Origin of the sequence: Streptomyces sp. NBC_01707 (assembly GCF_041438805.1) — a bacterium.
In the GTDB taxonomy this organism is placed as follows: Bacteria; Actinomycetota; Actinomycetes; order Streptomycetales; family Streptomycetaceae; genus Streptomyces.
In genome coordinates, this window is the sequence record NZ_CP109191.1 from 106,250 (window position 1) to 128,718 (window position 22,469).

Annotated in this window: 26 protein-coding genes and 2 pseudogenes; 12 read left to right on the plus strand and 16 right to left on the minus strand. The window is 66.2% G+C overall.

All coding sequences use genetic code 11. From position 1 onward, the window contains the following. Positions 1-322 precede the first annotated feature (322 nt). From OG963_RS43355 to OG963_RS43365, 3 genes are all read left to right on the plus strand, one after another. On the plus strand, positions 323-568 hold the full coding sequence (locus tag OG963_RS43355; RefSeq protein ID WP_331749994.1) for a hypothetical protein: 246 nt from the start codon (positions 323-325) through the stop codon (positions 566-568). After that, entirely contained in the window at positions 565-876 is a 312-nt protein-coding gene (locus OG963_RS43360) for a hypothetical protein (RefSeq protein ID WP_331749996.1), read from the plus strand. The genes OG963_RS43355 and OG963_RS43360 overlap by 4 nt, the downstream gene beginning before the upstream one ends. 230 nt (positions 877-1,106) lie before the next feature. Beyond that, a complete protein-coding gene (locus tag OG963_RS43365) occupies positions 1,107-1,421 on the plus strand; it encodes a hypothetical protein (protein WP_331749999.1) in 315 nt (104 codons plus the stop codon). A gap of 81 nt (positions 1,422-1,502) precedes the next feature. Here OG963_RS43365 and OG963_RS43370 read toward each other — a convergent pair whose 3' ends face one another. Then, complete coding sequence (locus tag OG963_RS43370) at positions 1,503-2,009, minus strand: NUDIX hydrolase (protein WP_331750002.1); 507 nt, start codon at positions 2,007-2,009, stop codon at positions 1,503-1,505. Positions 2,010-2,121: 112 nt separating this feature from the next. After that, entirely contained in the window at positions 2,122-2,721 is a 600-nt protein-coding gene (locus OG963_RS43375) for a hypothetical protein (protein WP_331750004.1), read from the minus strand. A 215-nt stretch (positions 2,722-2,936) separates the two neighbouring features. On the opposite strand from OG963_RS43375, the gene OG963_RS43380 reads away from it, so the two are divergent. Next, the gene (locus tag OG963_RS43380) at positions 2,937-3,185 is read left to right on the plus strand and encodes an antitoxin MazE7 (protein ID WP_331750007.1); all 249 of its coding nucleotides are present in this window, start codon (positions 2,937-2,939) and stop codon (positions 3,183-3,185) included. Positions 3,186-3,187: 2 nt separating this feature from the next. Beyond that, positions 3,188-3,565 (plus strand): toxin Doc, encoded by a 378-nt coding sequence (locus OG963_RS43385; RefSeq protein WP_331750010.1) that lies wholly within the window; start codon positions 3,188-3,190, stop codon positions 3,563-3,565. A gap of 151 nt (positions 3,566-3,716) precedes the next feature. Here the strand turns inward: OG963_RS43385 and OG963_RS43390 are convergent, their stop codons facing one another. Next, complete coding sequence (locus OG963_RS43390; protein WP_371800388.1) at positions 3,717-3,848, minus strand: hypothetical protein; 132 nt, start codon at positions 3,846-3,848, stop codon at positions 3,717-3,719. A gap of 459 nt (positions 3,849-4,307) precedes the next feature. On the opposite strand from OG963_RS43390, the gene OG963_RS43395 reads away from it, so the two are divergent. Then, positions 4,308-4,658 (plus strand): PIN domain-containing protein, encoded by a 351-nt coding sequence (locus tag OG963_RS43395; RefSeq protein WP_371800389.1) that lies wholly within the window; start codon positions 4,308-4,310, stop codon positions 4,656-4,658. Between the two features lie 191 nt (positions 4,659-4,849). On the opposite strand, the pseudogene OG963_RS43400 reads toward OG963_RS43395, so the two are convergent. Beyond that, a pseudogene (locus tag OG963_RS43400) lies at positions 4,850-5,783 on the minus strand (Ku protein). 20 nt (positions 5,784-5,803) lie between these two features. On the opposite strand from OG963_RS43400, the gene OG963_RS43405 reads away from it, so the two are divergent. Further along, entirely contained in the window at positions 5,804-5,941 is a 138-nt protein-coding gene (locus OG963_RS43405; RefSeq protein ID WP_331750015.1) for a hypothetical protein, read from the plus strand. Between the two features lie 65 nt (positions 5,942-6,006). On the opposite strand, the gene OG963_RS43410 is transcribed toward OG963_RS43405, so the two are convergent. From OG963_RS43410 to OG963_RS43425, 4 genes are all read right to left on the minus strand, one after another. Further along, a complete protein-coding gene (locus tag OG963_RS43410; protein WP_331750019.1) occupies positions 6,007-6,903 on the minus strand; it encodes an aminoglycoside phosphotransferase family protein in 897 nt (298 codons plus the stop codon). Positions 6,904-7,340: 437 nt separating this feature from the next. Next, entirely contained in the window at positions 7,341-8,066 is a 726-nt protein-coding gene (locus OG963_RS43415) for a nucleotidyltransferase domain-containing protein (protein WP_331750022.1), read from the minus strand. A 63-nt stretch (positions 8,067-8,129) separates the two neighbouring features. Continuing rightward, entirely contained in the window at positions 8,130-8,768 is a 639-nt protein-coding gene (locus tag OG963_RS43420) for an HAD family phosphatase (RefSeq protein ID WP_302004021.1), read from the minus strand. A 225-nt stretch (positions 8,769-8,993) separates the two neighbouring features. Then, the gene (locus OG963_RS43425) at positions 8,994-9,680 is read right to left on the minus strand and encodes an AAA family ATPase (protein ID WP_371800390.1); all 687 of its coding nucleotides are present in this window, start codon (positions 9,678-9,680) and stop codon (positions 8,994-8,996) included. A gap of 93 nt (positions 9,681-9,773) precedes the next feature. Here OG963_RS43425 and OG963_RS43430 point away from each other — a divergent pair, with 93 nt between their 5' ends. The 3 genes from OG963_RS43430 (at position 9,774) to OG963_RS43440 (ending at position 12,061) form a co-directional block, all read left to right on the plus strand. Then, positions 9,774-10,169 carry a hypothetical protein gene (locus OG963_RS43430; protein ID WP_371800391.1) on the plus strand — a complete coding sequence of 132 codons (396 nt, stop codon included), beginning with the start codon at positions 9,774-9,776 and terminating at the stop codon, positions 10,167-10,169. Between the two features lie 9 nt (positions 10,170-10,178). Next, positions 10,179-10,733, plus strand: a complete 555-nt coding sequence (locus OG963_RS43435) for an XRE family transcriptional regulator (RefSeq protein ID WP_331750034.1) — start codon at positions 10,179-10,181, stop codon at positions 10,731-10,733. A gap of 176 nt (positions 10,734-10,909) precedes the next feature. Continuing rightward, the gene (locus OG963_RS43440) at positions 10,910-12,061 is read left to right on the plus strand and encodes an SMI1/KNR4 family protein (protein WP_331750037.1); all 1,152 of its coding nucleotides are present in this window, start codon (positions 10,910-10,912) and stop codon (positions 12,059-12,061) included. A 208-nt stretch (positions 12,062-12,269) separates the two neighbouring features. On the opposite strand, the gene OG963_RS43445 is transcribed toward OG963_RS43440, so the two are convergent. The 7 genes and pseudogenes from OG963_RS43445 to OG963_RS43475 all read right to left on the minus strand — a co-directional run. Then, complete coding sequence (locus OG963_RS43445) at positions 12,270-12,683, minus strand: hypothetical protein (protein ID WP_331750040.1); 414 nt, start codon at positions 12,681-12,683, stop codon at positions 12,270-12,272. A gap of 303 nt (positions 12,684-12,986) precedes the next feature. Then, complete coding sequence (locus OG963_RS43450) at positions 12,987-14,321, minus strand: sigma-70 family RNA polymerase sigma factor (RefSeq protein WP_331750043.1); 1,335 nt, start codon at positions 14,319-14,321, stop codon at positions 12,987-12,989. After that, the gene (locus OG963_RS43455) at positions 14,294-14,713 is read right to left on the minus strand and encodes a YciI family protein (protein WP_331750045.1); all 420 of its coding nucleotides are present in this window, start codon (positions 14,711-14,713) and stop codon (positions 14,294-14,296) included. Before OG963_RS43455 ends, OG963_RS43450 begins: the two co-directional genes overlap by 28 nt. A gap of 444 nt (positions 14,714-15,157) precedes the next feature. Then, the gene (locus OG963_RS43460; RefSeq protein ID WP_331750048.1) at positions 15,158-16,123 is read right to left on the minus strand and encodes a hypothetical protein; all 966 of its coding nucleotides are present in this window, start codon (positions 16,121-16,123) and stop codon (positions 15,158-15,160) included. Continuing rightward, positions 16,120-16,527, minus strand: a complete 408-nt coding sequence (locus OG963_RS43465; RefSeq protein WP_371800392.1) for a hypothetical protein — start codon at positions 16,525-16,527, stop codon at positions 16,120-16,122. The genes OG963_RS43460 and OG963_RS43465 overlap by 4 nt, the downstream gene beginning before the upstream one ends. A gap of 323 nt (positions 16,528-16,850) precedes the next feature. After that, positions 16,851-17,324: a hypothetical protein gene (locus OG963_RS43470; protein WP_331750053.1), complete on the minus strand. Its 474-nt coding sequence runs from the start codon at positions 17,322-17,324 to the stop codon at positions 16,851-16,853. Between the two features lie 738 nt (positions 17,325-18,062). After that, positions 18,063-18,190 (minus strand): annotated as a pseudogene (locus OG963_RS43475) (IS5/IS1182 family transposase); the annotation flags it as partial. Positions 18,191-18,529: 339 nt separating this feature from the next. Between OG963_RS43475 and OG963_RS43480 the strand changes: the two are divergent. After that, a complete protein-coding gene (locus OG963_RS43480) occupies positions 18,530-19,822 on the plus strand; it encodes an MFS transporter (RefSeq protein WP_331750054.1) in 1,293 nt (430 codons plus the stop codon). 193 nt (positions 19,823-20,015) lie between these two features. Here OG963_RS43480 and OG963_RS43485 read toward each other — a convergent pair. Next, positions 20,016-20,842 (minus strand): IS5 family transposase gene (locus OG963_RS43485; protein ID WP_371800393.1). Its coding sequence is split into 2 segments (ribosomal slippage): positions 20,016-20,503 and positions 20,503-20,842, totalling 828 coding nucleotides; the frame shifts between segments, so codons are not numbered across the junction. A gap of 226 nt (positions 20,843-21,068) precedes the next feature. On the opposite strand from OG963_RS43485, the gene OG963_RS43490 reads away from it, so the two are divergent. Then, positions 21,069-22,364: an MFS transporter gene (locus OG963_RS43490; RefSeq protein ID WP_371800394.1), complete on the plus strand. Its 1,296-nt coding sequence runs from the start codon at positions 21,069-21,071 to the stop codon at positions 22,362-22,364. Positions 22,365-22,469: the final 105 nt, after the last annotated feature.

The window sequence follows — 22,469 nt, forward strand, 5'->3', positions numbered from 1 at the left end:
ATACCCCCAAATACGCCCTAACCACCCTGGCTAGGTCTCCACCTTACTCGAACAGAAATCGAACACGCGATTTTGTTCTCCAGCTCTCGTGTCGCGACTCCCACGCCCACACCAACTCGCTGACCTGCAAAAACGTCCAGTCGTGACAGGCGGTAGTCGTCGATAGGCCAGCTCGCCAGTGCCGGCACATGCGAAGCGGCCCGTGGCCGAAACGGACCTCCAGTGTCCGGCCCCCGTGATGCGTAGGCAGTCCCACTCGTTTGGGGGCGAGTGAGCGGCGTCGACACGCCGTCCTCGCCGAGGTGCGTGAGCCGGGAGTGCCGTGCATCCGCAGACCGAACCCGCAGGGGCCTGGTACCTGATCGTGTCCGACGGCGTCGCCTTCGACGGCGGCCCGGACTACGTGGTGGGCCCGTACGAGAGCGACGACGAAGCCTGGCACGCCCACGACCGCATGAACCCGCGGCCCTGCCTGCTCCACTACGACGTCCCGCCGCCGGCCGGCCGCCGCGAGCTGGAGTGCTACTGCGTGGTGCTCGAGGCCATAAGGGAACGGGCCGCCGCATGATCCACGCCGACCCGTACATGGTGCGCGACCACTGGATGCACCAGGGCCCGCGCGGCTACGCCCACGAGACGCACGAGGGCTACGGCCGCGACCTCGGCCGCCTGGACGAGCGCGGCCGCTCGGTGGACCTGGCCAAGCTGACCGAGTGGAAGGCCCGCCGGGACGCCACGGCGCCCGGGGAGGTGTTCGACGAGACGCCTCCGGCCCTCGGCTGGATCCCGTTCATCGCCGCGCCTCGCGACCGGCTGCTGGTGTACCTGCTGCTGGCCGGGCTGCGGCCGTTCCAGGTCGCGCAGAAGTCGGCCTGAGCGCGGGGGCATTACGGGTGCCAGTTGGCGGGCCAGGCGACCGCCAGCGTGCACGCCCCGCACGCTGGGCGGCCGGGAGCACGGGCTCGTCCCGGCGGGCCTGCCCTCTCTGGTCGTGCGCCAAGAGGCTGTCAGACACCTAGTTGCGCAATGGATAAAACACCCAAATGTACCCAATTGGTATGAGAGGTAGCTTGGTGGAAGGGGCTCCTAAAGAAGGGAGTTCGGCAATGCCTAAGGACGTCGGGGGCAACTGGACGCTGTGGCAGAGTGATGGGTTCGTGCTGTACATGGAGCTGCGCCAGGACGACCTGTCGGGCAACTTCGCCGGCAGGGTGAACATCCGGAACAAGGCGGGGTATACCGACGTCACGGACGCTCACGTCAGTGATGAGGAATTCACGTTCCTGATGGGCCCGGGGCGGTACAACGGGCGGTTCGATTCGAACGGTTTCCTGTCGGGGATTACGTACGACACGCGTGAGTCGCAAGGGATGCCGCAGGCCACTTGGCACGCGGGAGAGAAGAAGTTTGGCCGGCGGTGATCGGCCGGGCAGTGTGAGCTGTCGATCCAAGGTGGCGGCGCACCCGTACTGGGCGACGCTCGGGAGCGTGAGTCCGTCTCCTCAGACGGAGGGGTCGAATCCGTGGTGCAGGTAGGCGGTCGTGCCCTGGGTCAGGGCGCGGGAGCACGCGTGAAGGCGGCGGACCATATGCGGCGGCAGGAGGGTGTCCCACTCCCCGAGCGCCGCCAGCTTCCAGTCGGTGAGTTCACCGGCGGCCAGGCGCACCTGCAGCCGGGCCTCCTCCTCGGTGAGCGTGCCGCCGTCGAAGAGGAAGTTGCACAACGGGGGACGTGGACGGCTGCCGGGCCGCTCGGGCATCCAGTCGACGACCAGCAGGCGCCCCGGGACGAGGTCGAGGCCCAGCTCCTCTTTGACCTCGCGCTGACAGGTCTGCCTGACGTCCTCGCCCGGGTCCAGCGCACCGCCCGGAATCTCCCAGTGGTCGCGGTACGACGGCCGCACCAGGAGGACCCGGCCGTCGGCGTCGCGGATGACCGCCCCCGCCGCAGCGAGGATCCGGGGGAGGGTGGCGTAGTACTCGGCGGGAGGCAGATGCACATTGGTCATGGAGCGGGACGTTATCCGTGCCGCTCGCGGGGTCCGGAGAGCATCACCTGCCTGGCGCGGAACGGTGACAAACCGCTCTCCTAGCCGGGCCTACGTGGAGTGCCCGTTCGGCTCAGGCGCCGGGGCGGGAGCGGAGGTAGCCGGGCAGGTGGCCGTCACAACAGGACCACTTGGTACCGGACTTGTCGGTGACGGTGTACTTGGGCTCCTCGGGGCAGGGCTTGTTCTTGCTGCCTCCCCAGGTGCACCGCCGTCGGCTGGCATCACCGGCGAAGTCATCGGGGTCGTAATCGCTGATCTCGACTGCGGCGGGGCGCCGGCCGATTAGGTCCCCGACGGCGAGGACCTCCTTGGCGCCGAAGGCGCGGCTGACGCCGGAGGGCGTGAGGCCGGCAGCCTCGCCGAGAGTTTCCAGCGTGTGCGGGCGCGGGGTGACGTAGACCCGGCCGTAGGCCAGGAGCAGCCGCATCTGCTCATCGGCCGCCTTCTTGATCGCGATGAGGTCCTCAAGAGAGGCGAGGAGCGGATCGTAGTCCGGGCCGTGCTCTGCCCGCGCGGCACCCCATGTGTGGAAGAAGGCCGTGCGCGGCCTGTGCGCGGCGTCCACCGCGGCGCCGCGCTGGTGTCGAGGGGTCTGGTCGTCCTCGTCGTAGTGCGGCAGCGGCCAGCGGATGGCGAAGACGTCGTCCAGCAGTTCCTGATGTGGAGTCATGCATTGAAGAATGCACGCAATTTTGAATGAGTACAAGAGACTTGCTGAAGGCAAACGGATCCTGTTCGGCGACGACGACCCCGAGCCGCCCGCGCAGCCCCCGGCCTCGACAACCCGGAATGTCACTCAGCGTTACTCGCCACCTGGCCGTAGCTATACGAGAACAGGGCCCATTACGTATGCGCGGACGTAGTCGCGGGTGCATACTGGGTGGCATGGCTGACACGACCGTACGGATCAACACGGACACGAGAGACCGCCTCGCGGCCCTCGCCAAGGCGCGGGGCATGAGCCTGGCCGGCTACCTCGAAGAGCTCTCCCAGCAGGAGGAGCAGCAGGCGCTGCTCGGGCGCGCGACCGCCGCGTTCAACGAAGCGATCGAGCGCCCCGGCGTGCTCGAGGCCTTCGACGAGGCGTTCGGCGGCCTGCCCGAGGCTCCGGCTCGTAGCAGCCGGGCGGCCTGACCTTGAACCTGTTCATCGACATCCGGTGGCTCCTGGACCGGCAAGAGCGTCTGCTCGGTAAGGACCTGGAAATCCGGGACTACTCGGGAATGGTGGCGGCCGTCGCCCGGCATCGGGTGAACACTCCGCACTTGGACTTGGCCGATCCCGACGCCTACTGGCGGGCGGCCGCACTCCTCGACACGATCGTGCTCACGCGCCCGCTCCCGGCCCGCAACGAGCTCTACGGGTACGCGGTCGCCCTGGCGTACATCGAGGCCTCCGGCGAGAGCGTCGACCCGGACCCGCAGCCGTGGAAGCAGTTGATCCTCGACATCAAGGCGTTGCGGCTGGACACCTTCGACATCGCCGACCGGCTGCGGTCCTGGCGCACCCCGTAGTCGACTACGTCACGCGGGCGACAGGACCCGTCCCCGCGCCCGGACGCGGGCTACGCTGCGGAGCGCAGATGCTGTCGGCCCCCACGGGCGGCGAGACCGTGGGGGCCGAGGTGTGCCGGGGGCCGGGAAGACAATTTGTCTCCCGGACAGCTCACTCCTGGAGGGCGACGGAGCCCAGTCCGTTGTGCCGGCGCCGGGCGCGTGGCCCGAATCTGACCAAGAGATCGTCGCCGAGCTTGATCGTGGCTTGTCCCTGGTTGATCAGCCGGACGCGCAGGTTCATGTCCGCGCTCCGCTCGGCGGGGAAGGTTATGGAGACGTCGGCTTTGATGCCCAGTCGGGGTCGTGCCCGCCTGTATCGGGGTCGTGACCGCCTGTATGTCGCATACGAGATCGTCATGGTGCTCGCAGAGGCGAGCGCACTTGCGGTCGCGATGAGGCGCGCAACGTTGTCTGCCATGCTCCCCGCTCCGGTAGTCGATGGGACATCACTGCAGTCACGCGGGTGGGACAGGAGTCGGTTCCCTGGCAGGCAGCGACATTTGATCTGGGCCATGCCCGCTGCTCGGACCGCCTGCGCTGCGGCGTAACACTTCCGGCCCCGGCCCCGTATGTAGGGGTGACGCGCCCCCGGGGCAGGCGAAGCAGGACGGGCCTTCCCCGCGGGCGCCGACCAACTCCTGGGTCGGGATAACAGCAGGATGCGTCAGGGACACCCCAGGGCCACAGGCCCCGTGCCGGGATGCCGGAGGGGCGCGATGACCGTACCGGACCGGGACGTTGCGATTCGGTTCGACACGGACCGAGACGAAAGCAGCAGCCGAACGGGGAGGAGCCCCGTGCAGCACTTCGCTCAGAACGAGCCGTCGGCTGCTACGTCCTGCTCGAGATCACCCCCAACGTTCTCGCTGCCGCCGCCCGCCTGCGGAATCAGTACAGGTCACTGCGGCTCAACCTCTCGGACGCCGTCGCGATGGCGCTCGCAGTCGCCTACGACACCGAATGCGTGTTGACCGTCGACAACAGGGAATTCCGTAGCGTCCCCCTGACCTCGCACACCGCACTCCGCCTGCTCCCGGCCAAACCTGTATAAACACAGCCACCCGCCTCCGCCGGTTATCGACCGGCGGGGGTCCTGCGATCAGGGGCGGGTGGGGCGCAGGCAGGTAGAGGTGAACTCGGCCAGGGCGTACAAGGCCGGCATCTGACCCCGGGCGATAGCCAGTCGTAGCAATTCGGCAACTCAGCCACCCCCACCAGCAAGATCGCGATCTCAGCTGAGTACTAGGCGCTTCTCGGCTTCCGACCGGCAGTCTTCGTCGTCGTGGTCTTCTTGGCGGCAGCCTTCTAGGCAGGCGCCCTCTTCCCCATCTTCTTCGCGGCCGCCTTCTTACGGGGCTTCATCTCGTGGACGGTGGCATGCTCGTCCGACTCGCCGCGGGAGTGTTTGGCCCTCTGGACGGACGCGTTCAGGGCTGCCAACAGATCGATGACCTGGCCGGGCCGCTGCGCCTGGCCCTCGGCAGGCTGGGCTGGCTCCTGGCCCTGCGACTTGACGGCGATGAGCTCTTCCAGTGCCTCGCGATAGTGGTCGCGGTAGCCGCTGATGTCGTCGGTGGTCATGGAATCCATCAGTTCGATGGCCCGCTGGATCTCGTCCTCGTCCAGATCGACGGCATCCGGGGCCAACTCGGCAGGCGAGCGCACCTCATCCGGCCACTTCATCGAGTGCAGGACAAGGGCGTCGTCACGGACGCTGAGCAGGCCGAGGCGCTCCCGGTTGTGCCACGCGAATTTGGCGATGGCCGCCTTCGAGGTCCGCTCCAGGGCGCGGCGCAAAAGCACGTAGGGCTTAGCGGCCACGGCTCCGTCTGCCGAAAGGTAGTAGCTGTCGGCGATACGGACGGGGTCGATCGATTCACGGTCGACGAACGCCACAATCTCGATGGCCTTCGCCGTGGGCAGCGGCATCTGGTCGAGCTCTTCATCCGTGACGGGGACCGTCTGCTCCTTGGTGAGCTCGTACCCCTTGCCAATGTCCTCCTTGCCCGAGCGCCTCGCCATCAAGCTCCCAGACCTTCCGGGTGCGGATTCGCCCCATGTCCTCCAGGTGGTACTGGTGGAACGAGATCGAGCGGTTCTCGGTGGCAGACGAGACCCGGATCGGGATCGTGCGGTTGACTGAACTAAGAGGAGAATATTCGCAGGTCAACGGCAGTATCTGCTAGCTTCCCGGCCATGCTTGAGACAGGCGATTCTGCCCGAGACCTGGTGGGCGTCATTCCCCCGCAGACCGGTGCGCTGGTGGAGACGACGGACCCGGCGCAGCACACGGCCGTCGACCTCGGCATCCCCACCACACGTGGCGATCGATGAACCCACGAAGGTGGCTGCCGCATGGCCCTCAAACAAGATCGAGAACAAGTTCAAAGAAGCGTGCACTAAACGCCCTTCAGAACACGATCAAGGGCCGCCCGGCCTGCAGGTCCCCAGTTCGGCTTGCCGCCGGGAAGGCCCCGATCTCCGTTCTGCCCCATGAGTATCAGGAAAAGACTCTTCATAGCGGCCAGCCCGCGGGCGCGCCGGATCGCCGCCTCGTCTACATGCGCGTACATGTCGAAGAACCGTGAGGCCGTGCCCGCGGGTAGCAGCACCCATGCGGCGGCGAGGTCCCACGCCGGATCGCCGGCGAACAGGCCACCGAAGTCGACGATGCCCGAGAGCGTTCCACCCGAAACGACGACGTTCGCGGGATGGAGGTCGCCATGCACCCACACCGGCGGGCCCTCCCACGCCTGGGCCACAACCGCGTCGTCCCAGACGGCCCGGACGTCGGCAGCGATGTCGTCGGGGGCAACGGCCTGGAAGAAGTTCTCGAAGCCGTCCGTGCAGTCCCTGGGATGCGCACCGCGGTCCGTAGCGATCGGCGCCTCGGCGGGCGCCTCCACATGGAGCGCCCGGAGGAAGCCCGCCAGCGTGTCGGCCGCGTGGGCGCCGCGACTGATCGAGCCGTGGTCCAGCGGCTCGCCGGGAACCCACGTCATCACGGTCCAGTGCTTGGGGAAGCGCTCGGACGGTTCGCCGAACCGCACCGGAGTCGGCACCGGGAGCGGCAGGCGCGGGGCCAGCACGGGGAGCCACCGCCGCTCCTTGAGCTGGAGCTCCGGGGTGGGGTCCATGCGCTGCATGCGCACGGCCAGCTCGTCCCCGAGGCGCCACATTTGGTTGCCCCAGCCGCCCGCCACTTCGCGGATGGCCAGCCCTGCAAGGTCTGGATGTTGCTCCTGCAGCAGGTCGCGAACCAGGTCTGTAGTGATCTCGATCTCGGTGTCGGTCATGCGAAGTCACAGTACTGAGGCGGCAGGCGGAACGGCTCTCGCTCTCCGGAACACCTCGCTGTGATGCCTCTGGCATCACCGATTCGGTTTCAGAGAGCTACAGATCAGAGGCTTTGGGACGGACCGGCCCCAAGTTCAGAGAAGTGACCAGCCCGAACGAGATCGCCCCGCTCCAGATCGTCGACGGCATGCCTACCTCCAGGACCCCCCTGGGTCGGTTAGGCGGTGGTCCAGCCGCAGCCGGAAGAGACATCCGGGCCACCACCCGTACACCGATCCTTACGCCGGACCGGGACCCCCGCACCTGGGCCAGTCGGATGCGTCCGACGTCACCCGGCCCACCGACCTCGGCATGCCGACCTTCACGCATGTCGCGGGACAATGCTCAGAGCGCATTTCTTCGGCGTCCGCCCAGTGCGCGAAATGTGGCTCGCGGATCAGGTGCGCCAGGGGAGTGCGTATCCTTCGCGCAGCGGTCCGCCGAGCAGGTCGAGAACTTGCACGGCTGCAGCGGCCAATGGTTCGGGGTCAGCGTGATCGGCGACGGTTTGATGGCCTTCCAGTAGAGCCTTGCCACGTACCGGGTCCGCACTCAGCAGTCGGCGGGGCAGCCACTTGCCAATGCCTGTCCACGCACCGTGGTGGGCTGTGAGCAGGTGTGCCGCCTCGCGCAGGGTGAAGTCGGCGAGGGAAAGCTGTTCATACCGATTGGTTGGCGGGGTGTCGACCAGGTCGTCCATGTAACAGGTGAGGCCGTAGCGACTTCGTTCCCTTTCCGTCGGCGTGAGGGGAGGAGGACCGTCCGCGAGCACCGCGCGGGCCTGTTCGCACGTTTGAGACAGATGACCGTGCGGGTCCAACAAGGGCAGGCCCTGGTCATAGATGAAAAGGAGCGTGCCTCGGCGGCGTGCCCTGTCCCACTCGAAGAATTCCGGCACGTCCGCAAGGGTGGTCAGAAACAGCTCGGCCAGACGGCCCTCATGACGTATCACCTCACGGCGGCTGGTGTCCGAGTCCGGCAGCAGGACCGCCACATCGAGATCACTGCTCGAAGTAGCGCGACCCTGGGCAACCGAGCCCCCCAGCACAGCACCCAGAGCATGCGGGAAGCGCGTAGTGACCAACCGAAGAGCCTGGGCGGCAAAAGTGCCTTGATCATCCATGGGCGCTCATCGTGCCATCCCCAGAGGAAGCCGACCAATAGAAACAGGTCGGCCAGGCCGACATCATCCGAGCGGGACAGGCCCTCCAACCCGGGGACCAGCGTCCAGATGAGCTGCGATGCGCGTAATCGTCCGGGCATTGTCCTGGAACAGATGCGCCTGCATGCCCGCCGCCTGAGCAGCCTCAACATTTACTGCGAGATCGTCGATGAACAGACAGCTCTCCGGCCGCACCTCCAAGCTGGCGCATACGGTCTCGAAGGCACGCGGGTCCGGCTTCTCGATGCCGATCTCGTGCGAGTACACGATTTGCTCGACCAGTTCGTCGAAGTGATACAGCGCGGTCTCCCGTTCCCGGGCACCGACGAAGCTGTTGCTTAGGATGCCCAGCCTGCAGCTTCCTCGCAGCCCACGCACGTAAGCGATGAGCTCCTCGTTAGGCGTTCCCAGGTACTCCGCCCAGAGATCAGCCATGAAGGCTTCAACCTGGGGCGCGTCGAGCCCCAAGCGTGCTGCCACCTGCTCGTGAACCTCTCGTTCACTGATACTCCCGACGCTCCCGGCTTGCCACACGTCGCGCATCCGCTCATGCACAGTGCCGAACGGCAACCCCAGCCGCTCTTCCCACCGCTGCACACACCCCGTTTCCGGCGTGATCTCCAGCACGCCACCGATATCGAGAATGACGCAGGTCGCCGTCACTCGAACTCCCCCTCTTCGTCCAGCCCGGCTGGCGAGCGCACACCGCTCGCTCGTGTGATCTACGGAGACACTGTCGCCCTTCCCTCTGGGGCAAGGTCAAGCGATCTTGAAACCTTGTGGCAGCCCTGTTGCGAGCCGCCGACACGACTCGGCTGCATGGGCAGGTGCCTGCAAAACTCGTGACGAACCGCGGAGTCCTCGGCCGGACGACGACGTCAGAACTCGTCAACAAACGCTGTCGCAAGAAGTGATCGAAACCACCAGGTTGAGCTGAACACCGCCGTCCTTTGCGACGGAAGCGGAGGACAGCCGGAGACCGAGCTTGATCTCATCCCGGGTCAGGAACGGCACACCGAGGCGGCGCGCCGTTGCGCAGGCAACGGTGGTCTTTCCGGCCCCCGGGGGTCCGCATACGGCGACCTCCAACGGCCGTTCCCGCCTCAACATTCGCCGATCTTGCCGAAGCTTGACCGTGCTGTCTACGAGCCGATGATGGTCAGCGGAAGAGCCCTCAGCGACCGCGAAGCGTGCGGCTGCGGCGGTCGGTGCCGGTACGAGCCGTTGAACTCCACCGCGACCGACCGGCCTTGTGCTGCTGGTAAGACCGGCTGGCTGACCACGCGGTCGCAGTCGAGGACCGCGGGGCGGGACGATGAATACCGGGTCGTCCGCTGCCGGGCGGTAGATCTCGGTGCGGTACTCGGGCCGGATCGCTGCCAACAACTTCTCCAGCAGCCCGGCCCGCCCTCGGCCGGGGTTCGGAGCGGTGGCGCTCACAACCGCACCTCCCGTCCGGTGAACCAGCCCGCTTCCTCCAGGGTGCGGCGGTGGCCACCGCCAACGCGCCGTGCGGTACGCGCCGGCCGCCTGGGCAGCGGTTCCCAGGCCCAATGCCTCAAAGAGTGCGGACATCCGCTGGGGCTACGGCAACGACGAGTGTACGCACAATGAGCGGAAAAAGTACGTACAACGTACGTTCCTTGCTATGCTGGCGAGGGAGGTGCCATGTCCGATTTGTTTGATGCGGTCGACGCTCATCTGCGTCCCCGCTGCCCCCTCCTGCTGAACGACCGGACCGCGCCCCCGCGGCACGGAGCCGGTTCGCGGAGGCAGAGCGCCCCGCCCTCGGCCGGGAACCTGACCTTCGGCGAGGACGCACTGATCCCGATCGCACTGCTCTCCGACTGCGCTGTCTACCTGTCCGACGGGCCGAGCCCGTTGGACGTGCTGCCGCGCACCGCGGACGGAAACCCGGCCCCGGGCACGTTCCGGCTCGGTGTCTCACCAGGGATGGTCAAGCACGAGGGCACCCAGGACCTGCTCTGGGCCGTCGCGATGCTCGACGAAGGACACAACCCGGCCCGGCACATCAAGGGCGACATCGAAGACAGCGGGGAGTAGGACCACCTGATGGGCATCCTCGGAGACAGTCTCGACAGGGCCGCGGCGAGCACGGCCACCCGCCCGATCCCCAAGACCGCAGGCGCACAGATGCGGTTCCTGGTCAAGCAGTTCAAAGGCACCAGAGCCGTTGCCGACCTCCTGGGCATCACCCAGCGCACGGTCGAACGCTACGTCAAGGACCAGATCAAGAGACCGCGCCCGGATCTTGCGGCCCGGCTCACAGGTGAGGTCCGCAACCGCTGGCAGCCACGGGTGAAGGAGAAAGCGAAGAAGAACGCCGCCACCTCCACCGGCATCGTCGTGGAAACCAGGGCGCGGTTCGGATTCACCGCCGCACCGGGCACCACGGACGACGGACGTATCCGGCTGATCACCCAGCACCTCCCGCCCCAGTACGCGGCCCGCCTCTTCGACGCACAGACCGCCGGCGCCTCCGAACATCAGCTCCAGGCTGTGATCGCCGAAGGACTCCAGGAGCAGTACTTCAAGGACCGCGGCCGCCGTGCCGACGGACTCGTGGTGGAGTTCACCGACATCGACTACGTCGAACTCGACTTCTGAAAGGGGCCAATGACGTGTGACTGATTGCCAACCTGAGACTGAGCGCTTCGCTTGGCGAGTGAGCACTCGAGTTGGCGGGGCTGCGTGTCAGACCTGGCGGGCGCCGACGGGTGCCCCGCTACCGTGGCCGGTGGGCGGCGATCAAGCTGTCAGTCTCTGTCTCTAGGGTCAGCGCCATGACAAATGACCTGGTCCAGCATTCATGGAACCGCATCGACGAGTGGCTGCGCGAGCACGCGCCTCGCACCTTCGCCACGCTCGGACCGCCCGCGGGACACGAGGAGATAGCGGCAGCGGAGGAGGAACTGGGCGTCACCTTCCCTCCCGACCTGGTTGCGTCACTGCTCCGGCACAACGGAGCGCTGGACGGAGCGGAAGCTTTCCGGTTCAGCACGCACGACCGGCTGCTCGGAGTGAGCGAGATCGTCGCGGAAACCCGGTTCATGCGCAGCATCGCCGAGGACCTGGACGAGGAGGAGGCCCAGTACTACTGGAACCACGCCTACTTGAAGTTCGGTTCCTACGGGGCAACGGCTGACGGTCTCACGATCGACTGCCGCCGTGGGCAGGACTCCTACGGTGCGATCGGACGGTTCTTCGACGAGACCGGCACCGATTTCGGGCGGGTCGACTCACTGGGCGGGTATCTGGCAGAGCTGGCCGACCAGCTCGAGAGCGGCCAGGACGCGGGCGCCGTCACGTTCAACGGCCGACTGTTCTGGGAGTGGGCCCGGTCTCCCCGCCCGGAGTGGGGCAGTGCCGACGAGCCCCTTCCCGGGCCGGATGAGCAGCTGCCGGAACTGAACCTGTCCTGCAGCCCCACCGAACTCCTCCCCGTGGGCCTCCTGGACGGCCTTGAGGAACTCGGTGCGCTGATCGCGGTCCTGCCGCGTGAGCAGGTGGCCAAGGCCGCGCGGAAGCAGCTGCGCAGATTGGCCGTCGAAACGGGCCTGAACAAGTACCCGGAGATCAAGTCAGCCCTGGATGCGTTGGAACGGGGCGAAGTCCCACCACGGCCGGAACAGGCCAGCCCGCTGGCCCTGCGACTGCGCACGGTGCTCGTCCAGGCGAACACCCACCTCGACGACCATCGCAAGTGGGCCGCGGAGAAGATGGCGCACGGGATCTGGGGCTCGCCCTACAGGTCCGTGTGCGAGAGCGCGGGCATCCGCAGCCACCTCACGGTCGACTGGCGTGCAGATCTGCACGCGGACCTGGGCAACCCGCCACTGCCACCGATACCGGACGATCACTTCTGGGGGACCCTACGCAACCCCGCCATCGACTCCAGCCGGTACGCAGTTCGATACACACAAGATCAGGGCTGATCCCAGAGGAGGCTCCGGTTCCGCGTGAGCGCTTCATCTGGTGGGGTCCGCCAGATGAAGCGCTCAGTCACAACTGCAGCACGCCGAGGAGGCCTACGTCGCGTTCACGGCCGCCGTGAGCGCACGCATTGCTCAGAGCGCCGTTGCGTGAGCCTGCACTACGAAGTGGTCTTCGCCGTATCCCCACTCAGGGTGAGTAGCGGTCGGGTCACCGCAGTGGTTCGAGAATCTTGCGGGCTTCACTGCTTACGGCGCTATCCGCATCCGATGCCAGCGCTGAACACAGTGCCGCGAGTCGTTCCCCGTCCTCCTTGGACTGACCGCAGACATTGAGGATTGCAGCATCAAGGTGATCGCCAGTGTCGTCATCCGCGCTGGCGAGCGCGGCCAGCACCATGCGCAGACCAAGCACGTCCCAGCGTCCGAGCAGAGCCTCCGCCGTCTCTTGAGTGACGAAAGTGTCGCGACCATCCAACAACAGCCGGTGCAGGACCTCAGCCACTTCGGGAACCTCCGCGACGGCTGCCAGACGCCGGCCTGAGGCCGCTCTAACGGACCATGACGCCGAAGTAGACCCCTGAACAAATGGGGTCAGCTCGTCATCAAACTCGGCGCGGGTCATGCTTCTCACTCTGGCATACCCCCTTGCACCCGCACTATCGGCCATCACGCAATAGCGGTCAAAGCCGCGAAAATTCCCAGGCATGCTCTTCGCTCCCCAGTTGAGTGCATGTGCATCGGCCGCTCCTCGCGGCCCGAAGGGGGCTGGCGGACGGGCGACTCCGGAGATCTGACTCTCCGTCGCAGCTCAGCGTGGGGCTGTTGAGGCAGCGAGCCCATGGCTGGCTTTGGACCCGCCACCACCACACTGTCGATCGCCCCGGCTGGCCGGCTGGGGCGAGGCGGCCAGCCGGGCAAGTGGGCCTCACTCCAACGCTGCCGCCTTGTGCAGCAGCACCGTCCGCTCGCGGGCGTTGCGGCACAACCGGGCGGCGAGCTCCAGCTCGGCCCGGGCCTCGGTGGTCCGGCCGAGCCGGACCAGCAGTTCGCCGCGCACGCTCGGGAGCAGGTACGACCCCGACAGGCGGCCGGAGGCGACCAGTTCGTCGACCATGGACAGCGCCTGCTGCGGTCCGCTCGCCATCGCGACGGCCACAGCCCGGTTGAGCTCGACGATAGGGGAGGGAGCCAGGCGGCTGAGGGCCTCATACAGGAGCACGACCCGCTCCCAGTCGGTCTCCTGCACCGAGGGCGCCGTCGCATGGCAGGCGGCAATCGCAGCCTGCAGACCGTACGGTCCAAGGCCCGGCCCGGCAGCCGAGGCCCGGCCGAGCGCAGCCAGGCCTCGACGGATCGCCGACCGATCCCACCGGCGCCGGTCCTGATCCTCCAGGAGCACCGCCTCCCCATCGGGCCCGGTGCGTGCCGGAAAGCGCGCGGCGGTGAGCTCGAACAGCGCGAGCAGCCCGCACACCTCCGGCTCACCGGCCAGCAGTGCGACCAGCATCCGGGCCAACCGAAGAGCCTCATAGGCGAGATCGGGACGCAGCAGGCGGTCGCCGGTTGTCGCCGTCGAGCCCTCTGTGAAGATCACGTACAGGACGCTCAGGACCCCGCCGAGCCGCCCTGGCCGCTCCTCGGACGGCGGCAGCTCGAACGGCACTCGCGCCGCGGCGATCGTCTTCTTCGCCCGGGTGATCCGGGCCTGGACGGTCGCAGTGGGCACGAGGAACGCCCGGGCGATCTCCTCGCTGGACAGGCCGCCCACCACACGCAGCGTGAGCGCCACCCGGGCCTCGGGCGAGAGCACCGGATGGCAGGCCGTGAACATCAGCGCGAGGACATCGTCGTCGACCCGGTCTGGATCCCATGGCAGGTCGTCCGACCGGTCCGGCGCGGCGGTCACCGCGCCCGAGCTGAACTCACCTTCAGCCAGCTGGCCCGCAAGTGTGGCGTACCGCTCGTCGAGTGCCGACTTGCGGCGGAAGCCGTCGATGGCCCGCCGCCGGGCAGTCGCCAGCAACCAGCCCACCGGGCTGGTCGGCGCACCGTCGCGGGACCAGGTGACCAGTGCCTCCGCCAGCGCCTCCTGCGCGACATCCTCGGCGAGCGCGAAGTCTCCGGTGTAGCGGGCCAGCGCACCGACGATCCGTGCCGATTCGATCCGCCAGACCGCCTCGACGGCCCGCCGCGCCGAGGCGTCGCTCGGCGGGCCGCCATCGGCCGCGGGCGTCAGATCTGGCCGGTCCGCTCGCGCCACGCCCGCTCCTTGATGATCCACTCGTTGTCCTGCGGGAACTCGTCGATGCCCGGAACACGGCGGACCTCGCACTTCGAGCCAGGGAAGGCCGGGAGCCGCTTGGCCCACTCGACCGCCTCCTCCTTCGAAGCCACGTCGATCACGTAAAAGCCGCCGAACAGCTCCTTCGTCTCACCGTAGGGGCCGTCGGTGACCACCGGGGTCTCCGCGCTGAAGTCGACCACCACACCCTGGGAAGGGTCGTCCAAACCCTCGGCAGCGACCAGCACGCCTGCCCGGATCATCTCCTCGTTGAAGCGACCCACCGTCTCGAGCATCTCCTCAAAGGGAGTCTCCATCATCTTCGCGACGGATTCGTCCGTGCCTCGCATGATCAGCATGTACTTCGCCATCTTCCGTCTCCTTGGTTTGAGGTCGCCTCTCGACCCTCTCTATCTCAGGTCGAACGGCGCAGTCGCCGATCGACATGGCAGACTCACATGGACCATTTTCTTTTCGACGGACGCCTTCGTCTCACGCCGGGGCGAGCACGTCCTCGATCGTGGCCCGAAGCTCCGCGCCCTCGGGGGCCGGCTGCACCCTTGGACCCGGCAGCACGGCAGCAACGGAGGACGAGAGAAAGTGGCGTGCGGAGTGTGGGGAATCGAGGCGAGCAGGCCTGTCCATCTCTGAGCACGGGGTGGGAACTATCAACGAGCGTGATCAACTGTGCGCAAATCACCCGTACTCGAGGTCTTCCAGGCGCAACAAGCTACCGCTGAGCTTCAAGTAGCGGCGGTCGGGCGTGACGTAGCGGCGGACCAAGTCCAGCAGTTGGTCGCCCTCGCCAGCGACCATCAGTGCCCCCGCTTGCGTAGCCGCGCCAGCCGGATCAGGGCCTCCCTGCCTCCGATGTCGGCGGCCCGCTGGGCGACTCGTTCCGCGCCGTCAAGATCCCCGGCTTCCTCAAGCCGCCACGCCAGCCGCACCAGGGCGTTGATGTTTCCGGTATTCGCGGCCCGCTGGGCAACTCGTTCAGCGCCGTCAAGATCCCCAGCCTCCCCGCGCCGCCACGCCAGCTCCACCAGGGGGCCCGTGTCTCCGGCGTCGGCGGCCCGCTGGGCAAGTGGTTCCGCGCCGTCGAGATCCCCGGCCCGCTGGCGCTGCTGCGCCAGCTCCACCAAGGCGCCCATGTCTCCGACCTCGATGGCCCGCTGGTACAGCTGCTCCGCGCCGGCGAGATCCCCAGCCCGCCCACGCCGCCACGCCAGCTCCACCAAGGCGCCCGTGCCTCCGTCGTCGGCGGCCCGCTGGTACAAGGCTGCCGCCATGCGGTAATGGCCCCGCCGATCGGCCGCTTCTGCCAGGGCCTCCAGGTCTGCTGCGCTGGCTGCGTGGTCCCTGGCCGCGGTCCAGAAAGAGTCCGGCGGGAAGGCGTAGCGGCGGATGGTGCGCGCGTGGTGGTCAAGGTAGTCGCTCAGGCGATAGATGTCTGGGAGCGGGCCCATGCCATCCGGGTTAGCGACGGGTTCCAGGGCTGCGACCACGCCCCTGACCCTTTCCCGTGCATAGTCGAGAGCCTGGGCAAACCAGGTGTCAGGGTCCGCGGCGGCGCGCTGTTGCTCAGTCAGGTAGCCAGGGGCAGCGGCCTTGAGAAGTGCGGCCGGCAGGGGAGAGGTGTGGCCGAGGCGGCGGGCGTCCATCGCCGTGGAGATGACGGCGTGGCCGTAGGGGCTGTGACTGGCGGCCTGTTGGTAATGGTCAACCAACTGTGGGCCCGCCGCGAGGGTCTGGGTGATCCTCCCGCCGGTGCTCGTGCTCACGGCCGTGGCCAGCGAGCGGTCGCGGTGGTGAAGGACGCCGGGACGTCGACCGGTTTGACCTGGTTGAGCAGGGCGCGGGCGTTCGGGTGCGCGTCCTTGCCGGGCTCCGGGGTAGCGGTCAGGGTGCGGTGGTACTCCGGCCACAGCGTGCCCAGGATCACGACCGGTCCGGTTTGCTCCAGCCGGCTGTGCAATGCGGCGGTGGCCTCCTCTGCGTCGGTCCCGGTGAGGAAAATCTGGGCTTCGTTGAGCCACAGGACGGTGCGCGGGGCGAGGGCGTTGGCATCGAGCAGGGCGAGAAGCCTCCTGGCGTTCTTCGGGAAGACCAGCTGCCAGTCCTTCAGACAGACGCGGATGGCTTCGAAGGCGGTGCGGGTCTTGCCCGTGCAGGACTCTCCGCGCACGAGCACCAGCGTCCCCTGATCGGCGGAGGCCGCCTTGACCAGCTGGTCGCGCAGCTTCCGATCGTGGTCGCGTTCGATGTAGCCCGGGAGTACGAAAGCGCCGTCGTCATCCGGTCGGGTGGTGCCATGGATGGCGGGGTGGACGCCGAGCTGCTGCGCCGTCCACGACGCGACAGGCCGAGGACGATCGATCTGGGCAACGTTCCGCTTCTCGGAAAGATGCTGGTGGAGCTGCCCGATGCTGTAGGCGACGACCCCGCCATGTGTGGCCTGGATGGAGGCGGACGGACCGGGGCGCTGGGCTGCGGCGGTGCCGGGTCCGCTCAGCCCTGGGGCGGTCCCGGCTGCGTAGGGTTTCCCAGGGTCACGTCACCCATGTTCCAGGCGGCTGCGGACCCGTGGTCGGCACGGATGTCTACGTTCCCGCCGACGGCCTGTCCGCCCTGGCTGGCTGACATCCCGCCGCGGGGGTTGCACTGGTCAAGCAGGGCGCTCAGTTGCTCGGCGGCCTGGGATCGCTCGGTGTCGTCGAGGCTTTCCAGCAGGGTCTCGATACGGGCCTGCCACGCAGCCCCCTGGTGGATGCGCACCCGCCCGAGTTCGGCCGGCGCGGCGGCGTCCAGGTCTCCTACGGTCTGGTCGAGGCGCTCCAGTTCGGCGTTCTCGCGCTGCGGGTTTCCTCGGCCGAGCCAACGGGCCAGCCGCTGGCGGAGCCCTGTCCAGGCGTCGGTGCTTGCTGCCTGCACCACCGCGGTGCCCCCCGCCGCGGCCATCGCGGCCATTGCCTCCGACAGCATCCTTGCCCCTTCCCTTGAGAGATCAGATCCGCCCTGGGCCACGCGCCTACCAGGTGACTTCCCCAGGTCACTCCATCAGACGCATGCCGCCGTTGTCCCTGGTTCCGTCAAGCGAACGCCCTCGGCCGCGGTGCGGGTCCTGGGACGGTGACTGCCGTGGGATTCAGCCGTACGCCCATTTCGAGGTTCACTTCCCCTTACGCGTGTCCAGGACACCGGTGACAACCCGTACCGCCTCGGGGCCGCCGTCCCGTGCGACTGGACGCGATTCCAGCGCCTCGCACTCACCGGCCTGGCCCGCCACGACGCGGACGGCAACCTTGCCCTGCGCCGGGCGCTCGCCCTGGTTCGCTGCCGCCCGTTCACCGGCATCGACCCCCCAGCGCTACGCGTGGGCGGAGCCCGCGATCCAGGAGATGGTCTCGGCGATCGTGGATGTCGCGCACGAACTCTCCAGCCGCCGTTGCGAAGCCGGCGGCTGCACCGGCGCCCTGTGGTGGTCGGCCCGTCAGGGCCTGCTTGGCGCCGAGGAGAGGGAGATGCTGCACCGGCAGGTCTTCCTCGCCCACCATGCTGCCGGCGACATCGACGCCCTGCGTGCAGCCGCCGCCCGGCTCGCGCGCATCAACGAGCAACTGGGCGGCGGCGTCGACATGGAAGCACAGACTGCTGAACTCCTGCGTAACCTGCTCCCTCGCACCGTCACCGGGCCAGGTGAGGGGCGCCGAAACAACGGGCGATGCCTCGCAGCGCAGCTCGGTCTTCTACAGGCGACAGCCCGGATACCGATGCCGCCTAGCCGGACAAGCCGGCAACAGCGGGGCCACCCGTTCCCACAGGTCATCAGGCGTCCGCTCGGCAGACACCCAAAAGATCCTGCCGAGACAACACCCAACTGCCAAGTCCCACAACGAACTTCACTGCAAAAGCCACGAGTCAAGCCTCAGGCGGCGGACATCAAGTCCGGCAAATTGTGCCCGCTGAATCAAAAAGCTGGCACCGTAGTTCAATGCTCTCTTGCTCTCTTCTCGTTCAAATGGTGAACGTCACCGTTCCGGATCGAGAAAGGACAATCGCCATGGCCAAGTCCGACTGGTAGGTGAACTAGCAACGGCACCCGATGCAGCCCCCACCTCAAGGGGGGCACGGGTGGACATTCGGGTGCCGTTGCGCCGCGCAGTGCCAACACGTGGGGCCCGGCCAGGATGTTGTATCTGCGCGTTTCAGAACCCGCCAAATCTCGAGCGGGCGCTAAGCGAAAGAGCAACGTAACCTTCGTGCACAGTAGAGTCACACCGCTATCCCTTTTCTCCTCGACCGAGTTCCGAGCCACCTGGCTGGCCGAACTGGTCTCGTACTTCGGAGACCAGCTCGCCCGGGTCGCGCTGGCGATCCTGGTGTTCGCCCGCACGGACTCGGCGGCCCTGACCGGCCTGACCTACGCGCTCACTTACGTTCCGAGTGTCCTCGGCGCGCTCACGCTCTCCCACACGGCGGACCGCCGACCCCGCCGAAGTGTCATCATCGCCGTGGATGCCTCCCGGGCCGCAGTCGTGGGCTCCATGGCGATTCCAGGCGCTCCACTCTGGACTCTCTGTCTACTTGTATCGGTCATGTCCTATCTGGGTGGACCATACAAAGCGGCACAGCTCGCCCTACTGCGCGAAATATTGACCGCCGAGCAATATCCGATCGGAATGTCTGTCCGTCAAGTGACTACACAGGCAGCTCAGATTTTTGGCTTCGCCTTCGGGGGCATAATATCGTCCCTTATTTCTCCTCAGCTATGTCTCGCTTTCGACGCTGTGACGTTCTTCATGTCCTGTGGGCTCTACTGGACCTTCGTCAAGTCGCGACCAGCCCCCGAGACATCGAAGAGATCCAGATCAGTGGCCGGCGGTATAACCGTCCTTTGGGTTGAACCGCGTCGGCGGGCAATCTTTCTGACTACGGTTCTCGGATTCTTCTACATCGCACCAGAGGCAGTGGCCGCGCCCTACGTCAGTGCGCTCGGCCGCGGACCCGTCTGGGTTGGTGCCTTGCTAGCCAGCACGGGTGTGGGGGCGGTGTCCGGCCTTTGGATGTTCCATCGGTTCGTGCCAGTCCATCGGTATGCGAACTACCTGCCGCTGTTGTGCTTCACGGCAGGTCTTCCACTCATCGCCGTCGTGATTCAAGACGGCGGCATATATGTGGCCATGGTGGCCTTTGCTGTCAGTAACGCACTGTGGTGCATCCAGGTCGTGGTATCGGTCTCCACCCTGATAGAGCTGCTCCCAGAAGACCGCAGAGCTCAAGGTATGGGGACTGCGTCGGCAATGAATCTCACTGCTCAGGGCCTCGGTACAGGAGGCGCCGGACTTCTCGCACAGTGGCAGAGCCCTGTCGTCGCCTTGTCGTTCATGGGGGCAGCATCTGCACTGGTCGGGCTGTGGCCTGGTCTGCTGTGGCTTCGGACCGCACGGGAAACTGAATTGCCTTCGCCCAGCAAAGCGTGAGCGTGCCCAGGTGGGATGTGACGGGCACAGGCTTCCAAGATCATGAAGCTCTGTCCGGGACCTTCGCCGGTGTGGCACCTGCTCACTGATCCCGCGTTCTTCGTCTGGGCCCAGACCATGGCCCAGACAGTCGACAGCACCGTGACTGCTCTGCTCGCCGGGCCCCGTGCCGCACAACCGACATGACGCCACGTCACTCACGAGACCGGCGAACCGGACCAACCCCGATCGTGCAATGACCGTAGTGGCAGATGAGGGCTGCGGTTATGCCGGCGAAGGTGAGGAAGGGTTCTGCCTTGCGTTCGGAGCGGCGGTGGAGGCGACGGCAGCCGACGAGCCAGGACACTGTCCTCTCAACAACCCATCGGTGGCAGCCGGGTTGCTGTGAGGACTCGATCCCTTTGCGGGCGATGCGGTGGCGGATGCCGTGCTCGCGGAGCCATGGACGGAGGTGGTCGTAGTCGTAGCCCGTGTCGGCATGTAGTTCCGCCGGTCGTTGCCGTCGTGGGCCACGGCGTGAGCGGATCAGCGGGATGACCCGCACAAGCGGTGCAAGGCTCTGGCTGTCATGCATGTTCGCACCGAAGATGCCCGACGGCAGAGGAAGGCCGTTCCGGTCTGCGAGCAGATGGATCTTCGATCCCAACTTGCCGCAAGCGGTCGGATTCGGTCCCGTCAGCGTCCCCCTTTTGCAGCCCGCATGCTGACCGAATCGATCGCGCAGCGCGCCCAGTCCAGCTCACCTCCGGCGCTAAGTTCGTCGAGGATGACGCGGTGGAGCCGAGTCCGGACCCGGCTCCACTGGGCGAAGCGTAGGTAGACCGTGTGCCAGCTCTGGCCGAACATTGGTGGCAGCTGCCGCCAGGCGCAGCCCGAGGCCGCCATGAAGATGATCCCCTCGCGATCCCGCGCGACGCCGGGCCCACCCTGCGGGCATATCACCTCCGTCGGCGGGACGACGACCCGCCGGAATAGCATCCACAACTCGTCCGGCACCAGCCGCTCAACCAGACCCGTCATGCACGGTTCAACGAACGATCACGCCATAAGAAACACTGCTTAAAAGGACAAAAGTGGCAGCGCCTTTTAGGCAGAGTGGGGTTCTGCGGTCCTTCCGAGCTGAAGCGACATTCCCAGAATTGGCAACAACTTTTGCAGGCTCCAGTAAGGGGAGTCGAAGATACAAGACCGCATACTGCTTCGAGGTTCCCTCGAGCGGACCTCGCAGCGTGCTCCACTTCGTCGCGTGCTTCACGAGAGAGTGAATCCGGGGCCTCATCCGGCGAGAGAACAGATGACAGTATCAATGAAAAGTGCGTTGCGTCGTGCTCAAGCAGGGACCGTATTGATTGCATTTGGCACTGGTTTTACGGGTCCTTTCCTCTTTGTTTACGTGGCTCACGTTCGGCGATTGGGCGATACGGTAGCTGGCGTGACGTCTGCCTGCTTCGCCGTGGCAGCCCTTTGTCTTCTGCCGCTGATCGGTCGGGCCATTGACCGACGAGGACCAGCACGCGTGCTTGCAGCGGGCGCCTTTACTACTGCCCTGGGTGCGCTGTTGTTCGGCCACATGAATACTGCAATAGGAGTAATTGCAGCATCAGCCATGATGGGCGCAGGCGTTTCGGCGATCCAGCCCTCCAACGCGACGCTGGTCATGCTCGCTTCGACGCCACAAACACGGGCACGCGCATTCGCGACACAAGCTTTCATTATCAACCTAGGTCTAGGTGCCGGCGGTCTGGTCGGAGGTGCCTCAGTGGATTTGGCCCGCCCGGAGACTTTCACGACCCTCTTCACTGCAGAAGCTGTACTCTATTTTGCGCTCAGCCTACTGACCGCGACCATCCGCACTGAAGCAGTTACCTCTGAATCCTCGCTTCGCCGGGAAAACCCTAGTCGGGATGGATTGAAGCTCGTTTTTGCAGATAGGGCCATGCTTTACCTATGCATTCTTGGCGGAGTTATATTCTTTGCCGGTTATGGGCAGATTTCCTCAGGCCTCCCTGCTTACGCAACCGAGTCGGCACAGGTGCGGCCGCTGACCCTTGGCATAGCGGAAGCGGCTAACACGGGCGTAATTGTCATTGCACAGTTCCTCGTACTCCGAAGAGTTAGCCGGATGCGCCGAAGCCGAGCAATTCAATGGACTGGGATCTTCTGGACCATGGCTTGGTTGACTGCTGGCCTGGCGGGTATATTCCACGCCAGCGAAGTAACAGCTACGACTCTAATTGTCGTAGCGTACGGAACTTTTGGATTCGGGGAGACGCTTCTCTCGCCTACCCTTTCTCCTATCATCGCCGATCTCGCACCCGAAGATCGAATAGGAACGTATAATTCAAGTTTCGCATTGGTGAAGCAGATATCTCTAGCCGCTGGCCCTGCGGTCGCCGGCCTAATAGTCAGCACTGGATATTATGGCGCGTATATAGCGTTTCTTTCCAGTTGCTCGATCTGCATCGTCTATATAGCGAAAAAACTAAAGCAACATCTCGCGCCTGCTCACGACAATCCGCAAGAAGAGCCTCAGAATGCGTGACCTCACTTGGACGGGCAGGATCATTGCACGATTGGGGTTGGTCGGGTTCGCCGGTCTCGTGAGTGACGCGGCGTCTTATCCGTTGTACGGCACGGCGCCCGGAGA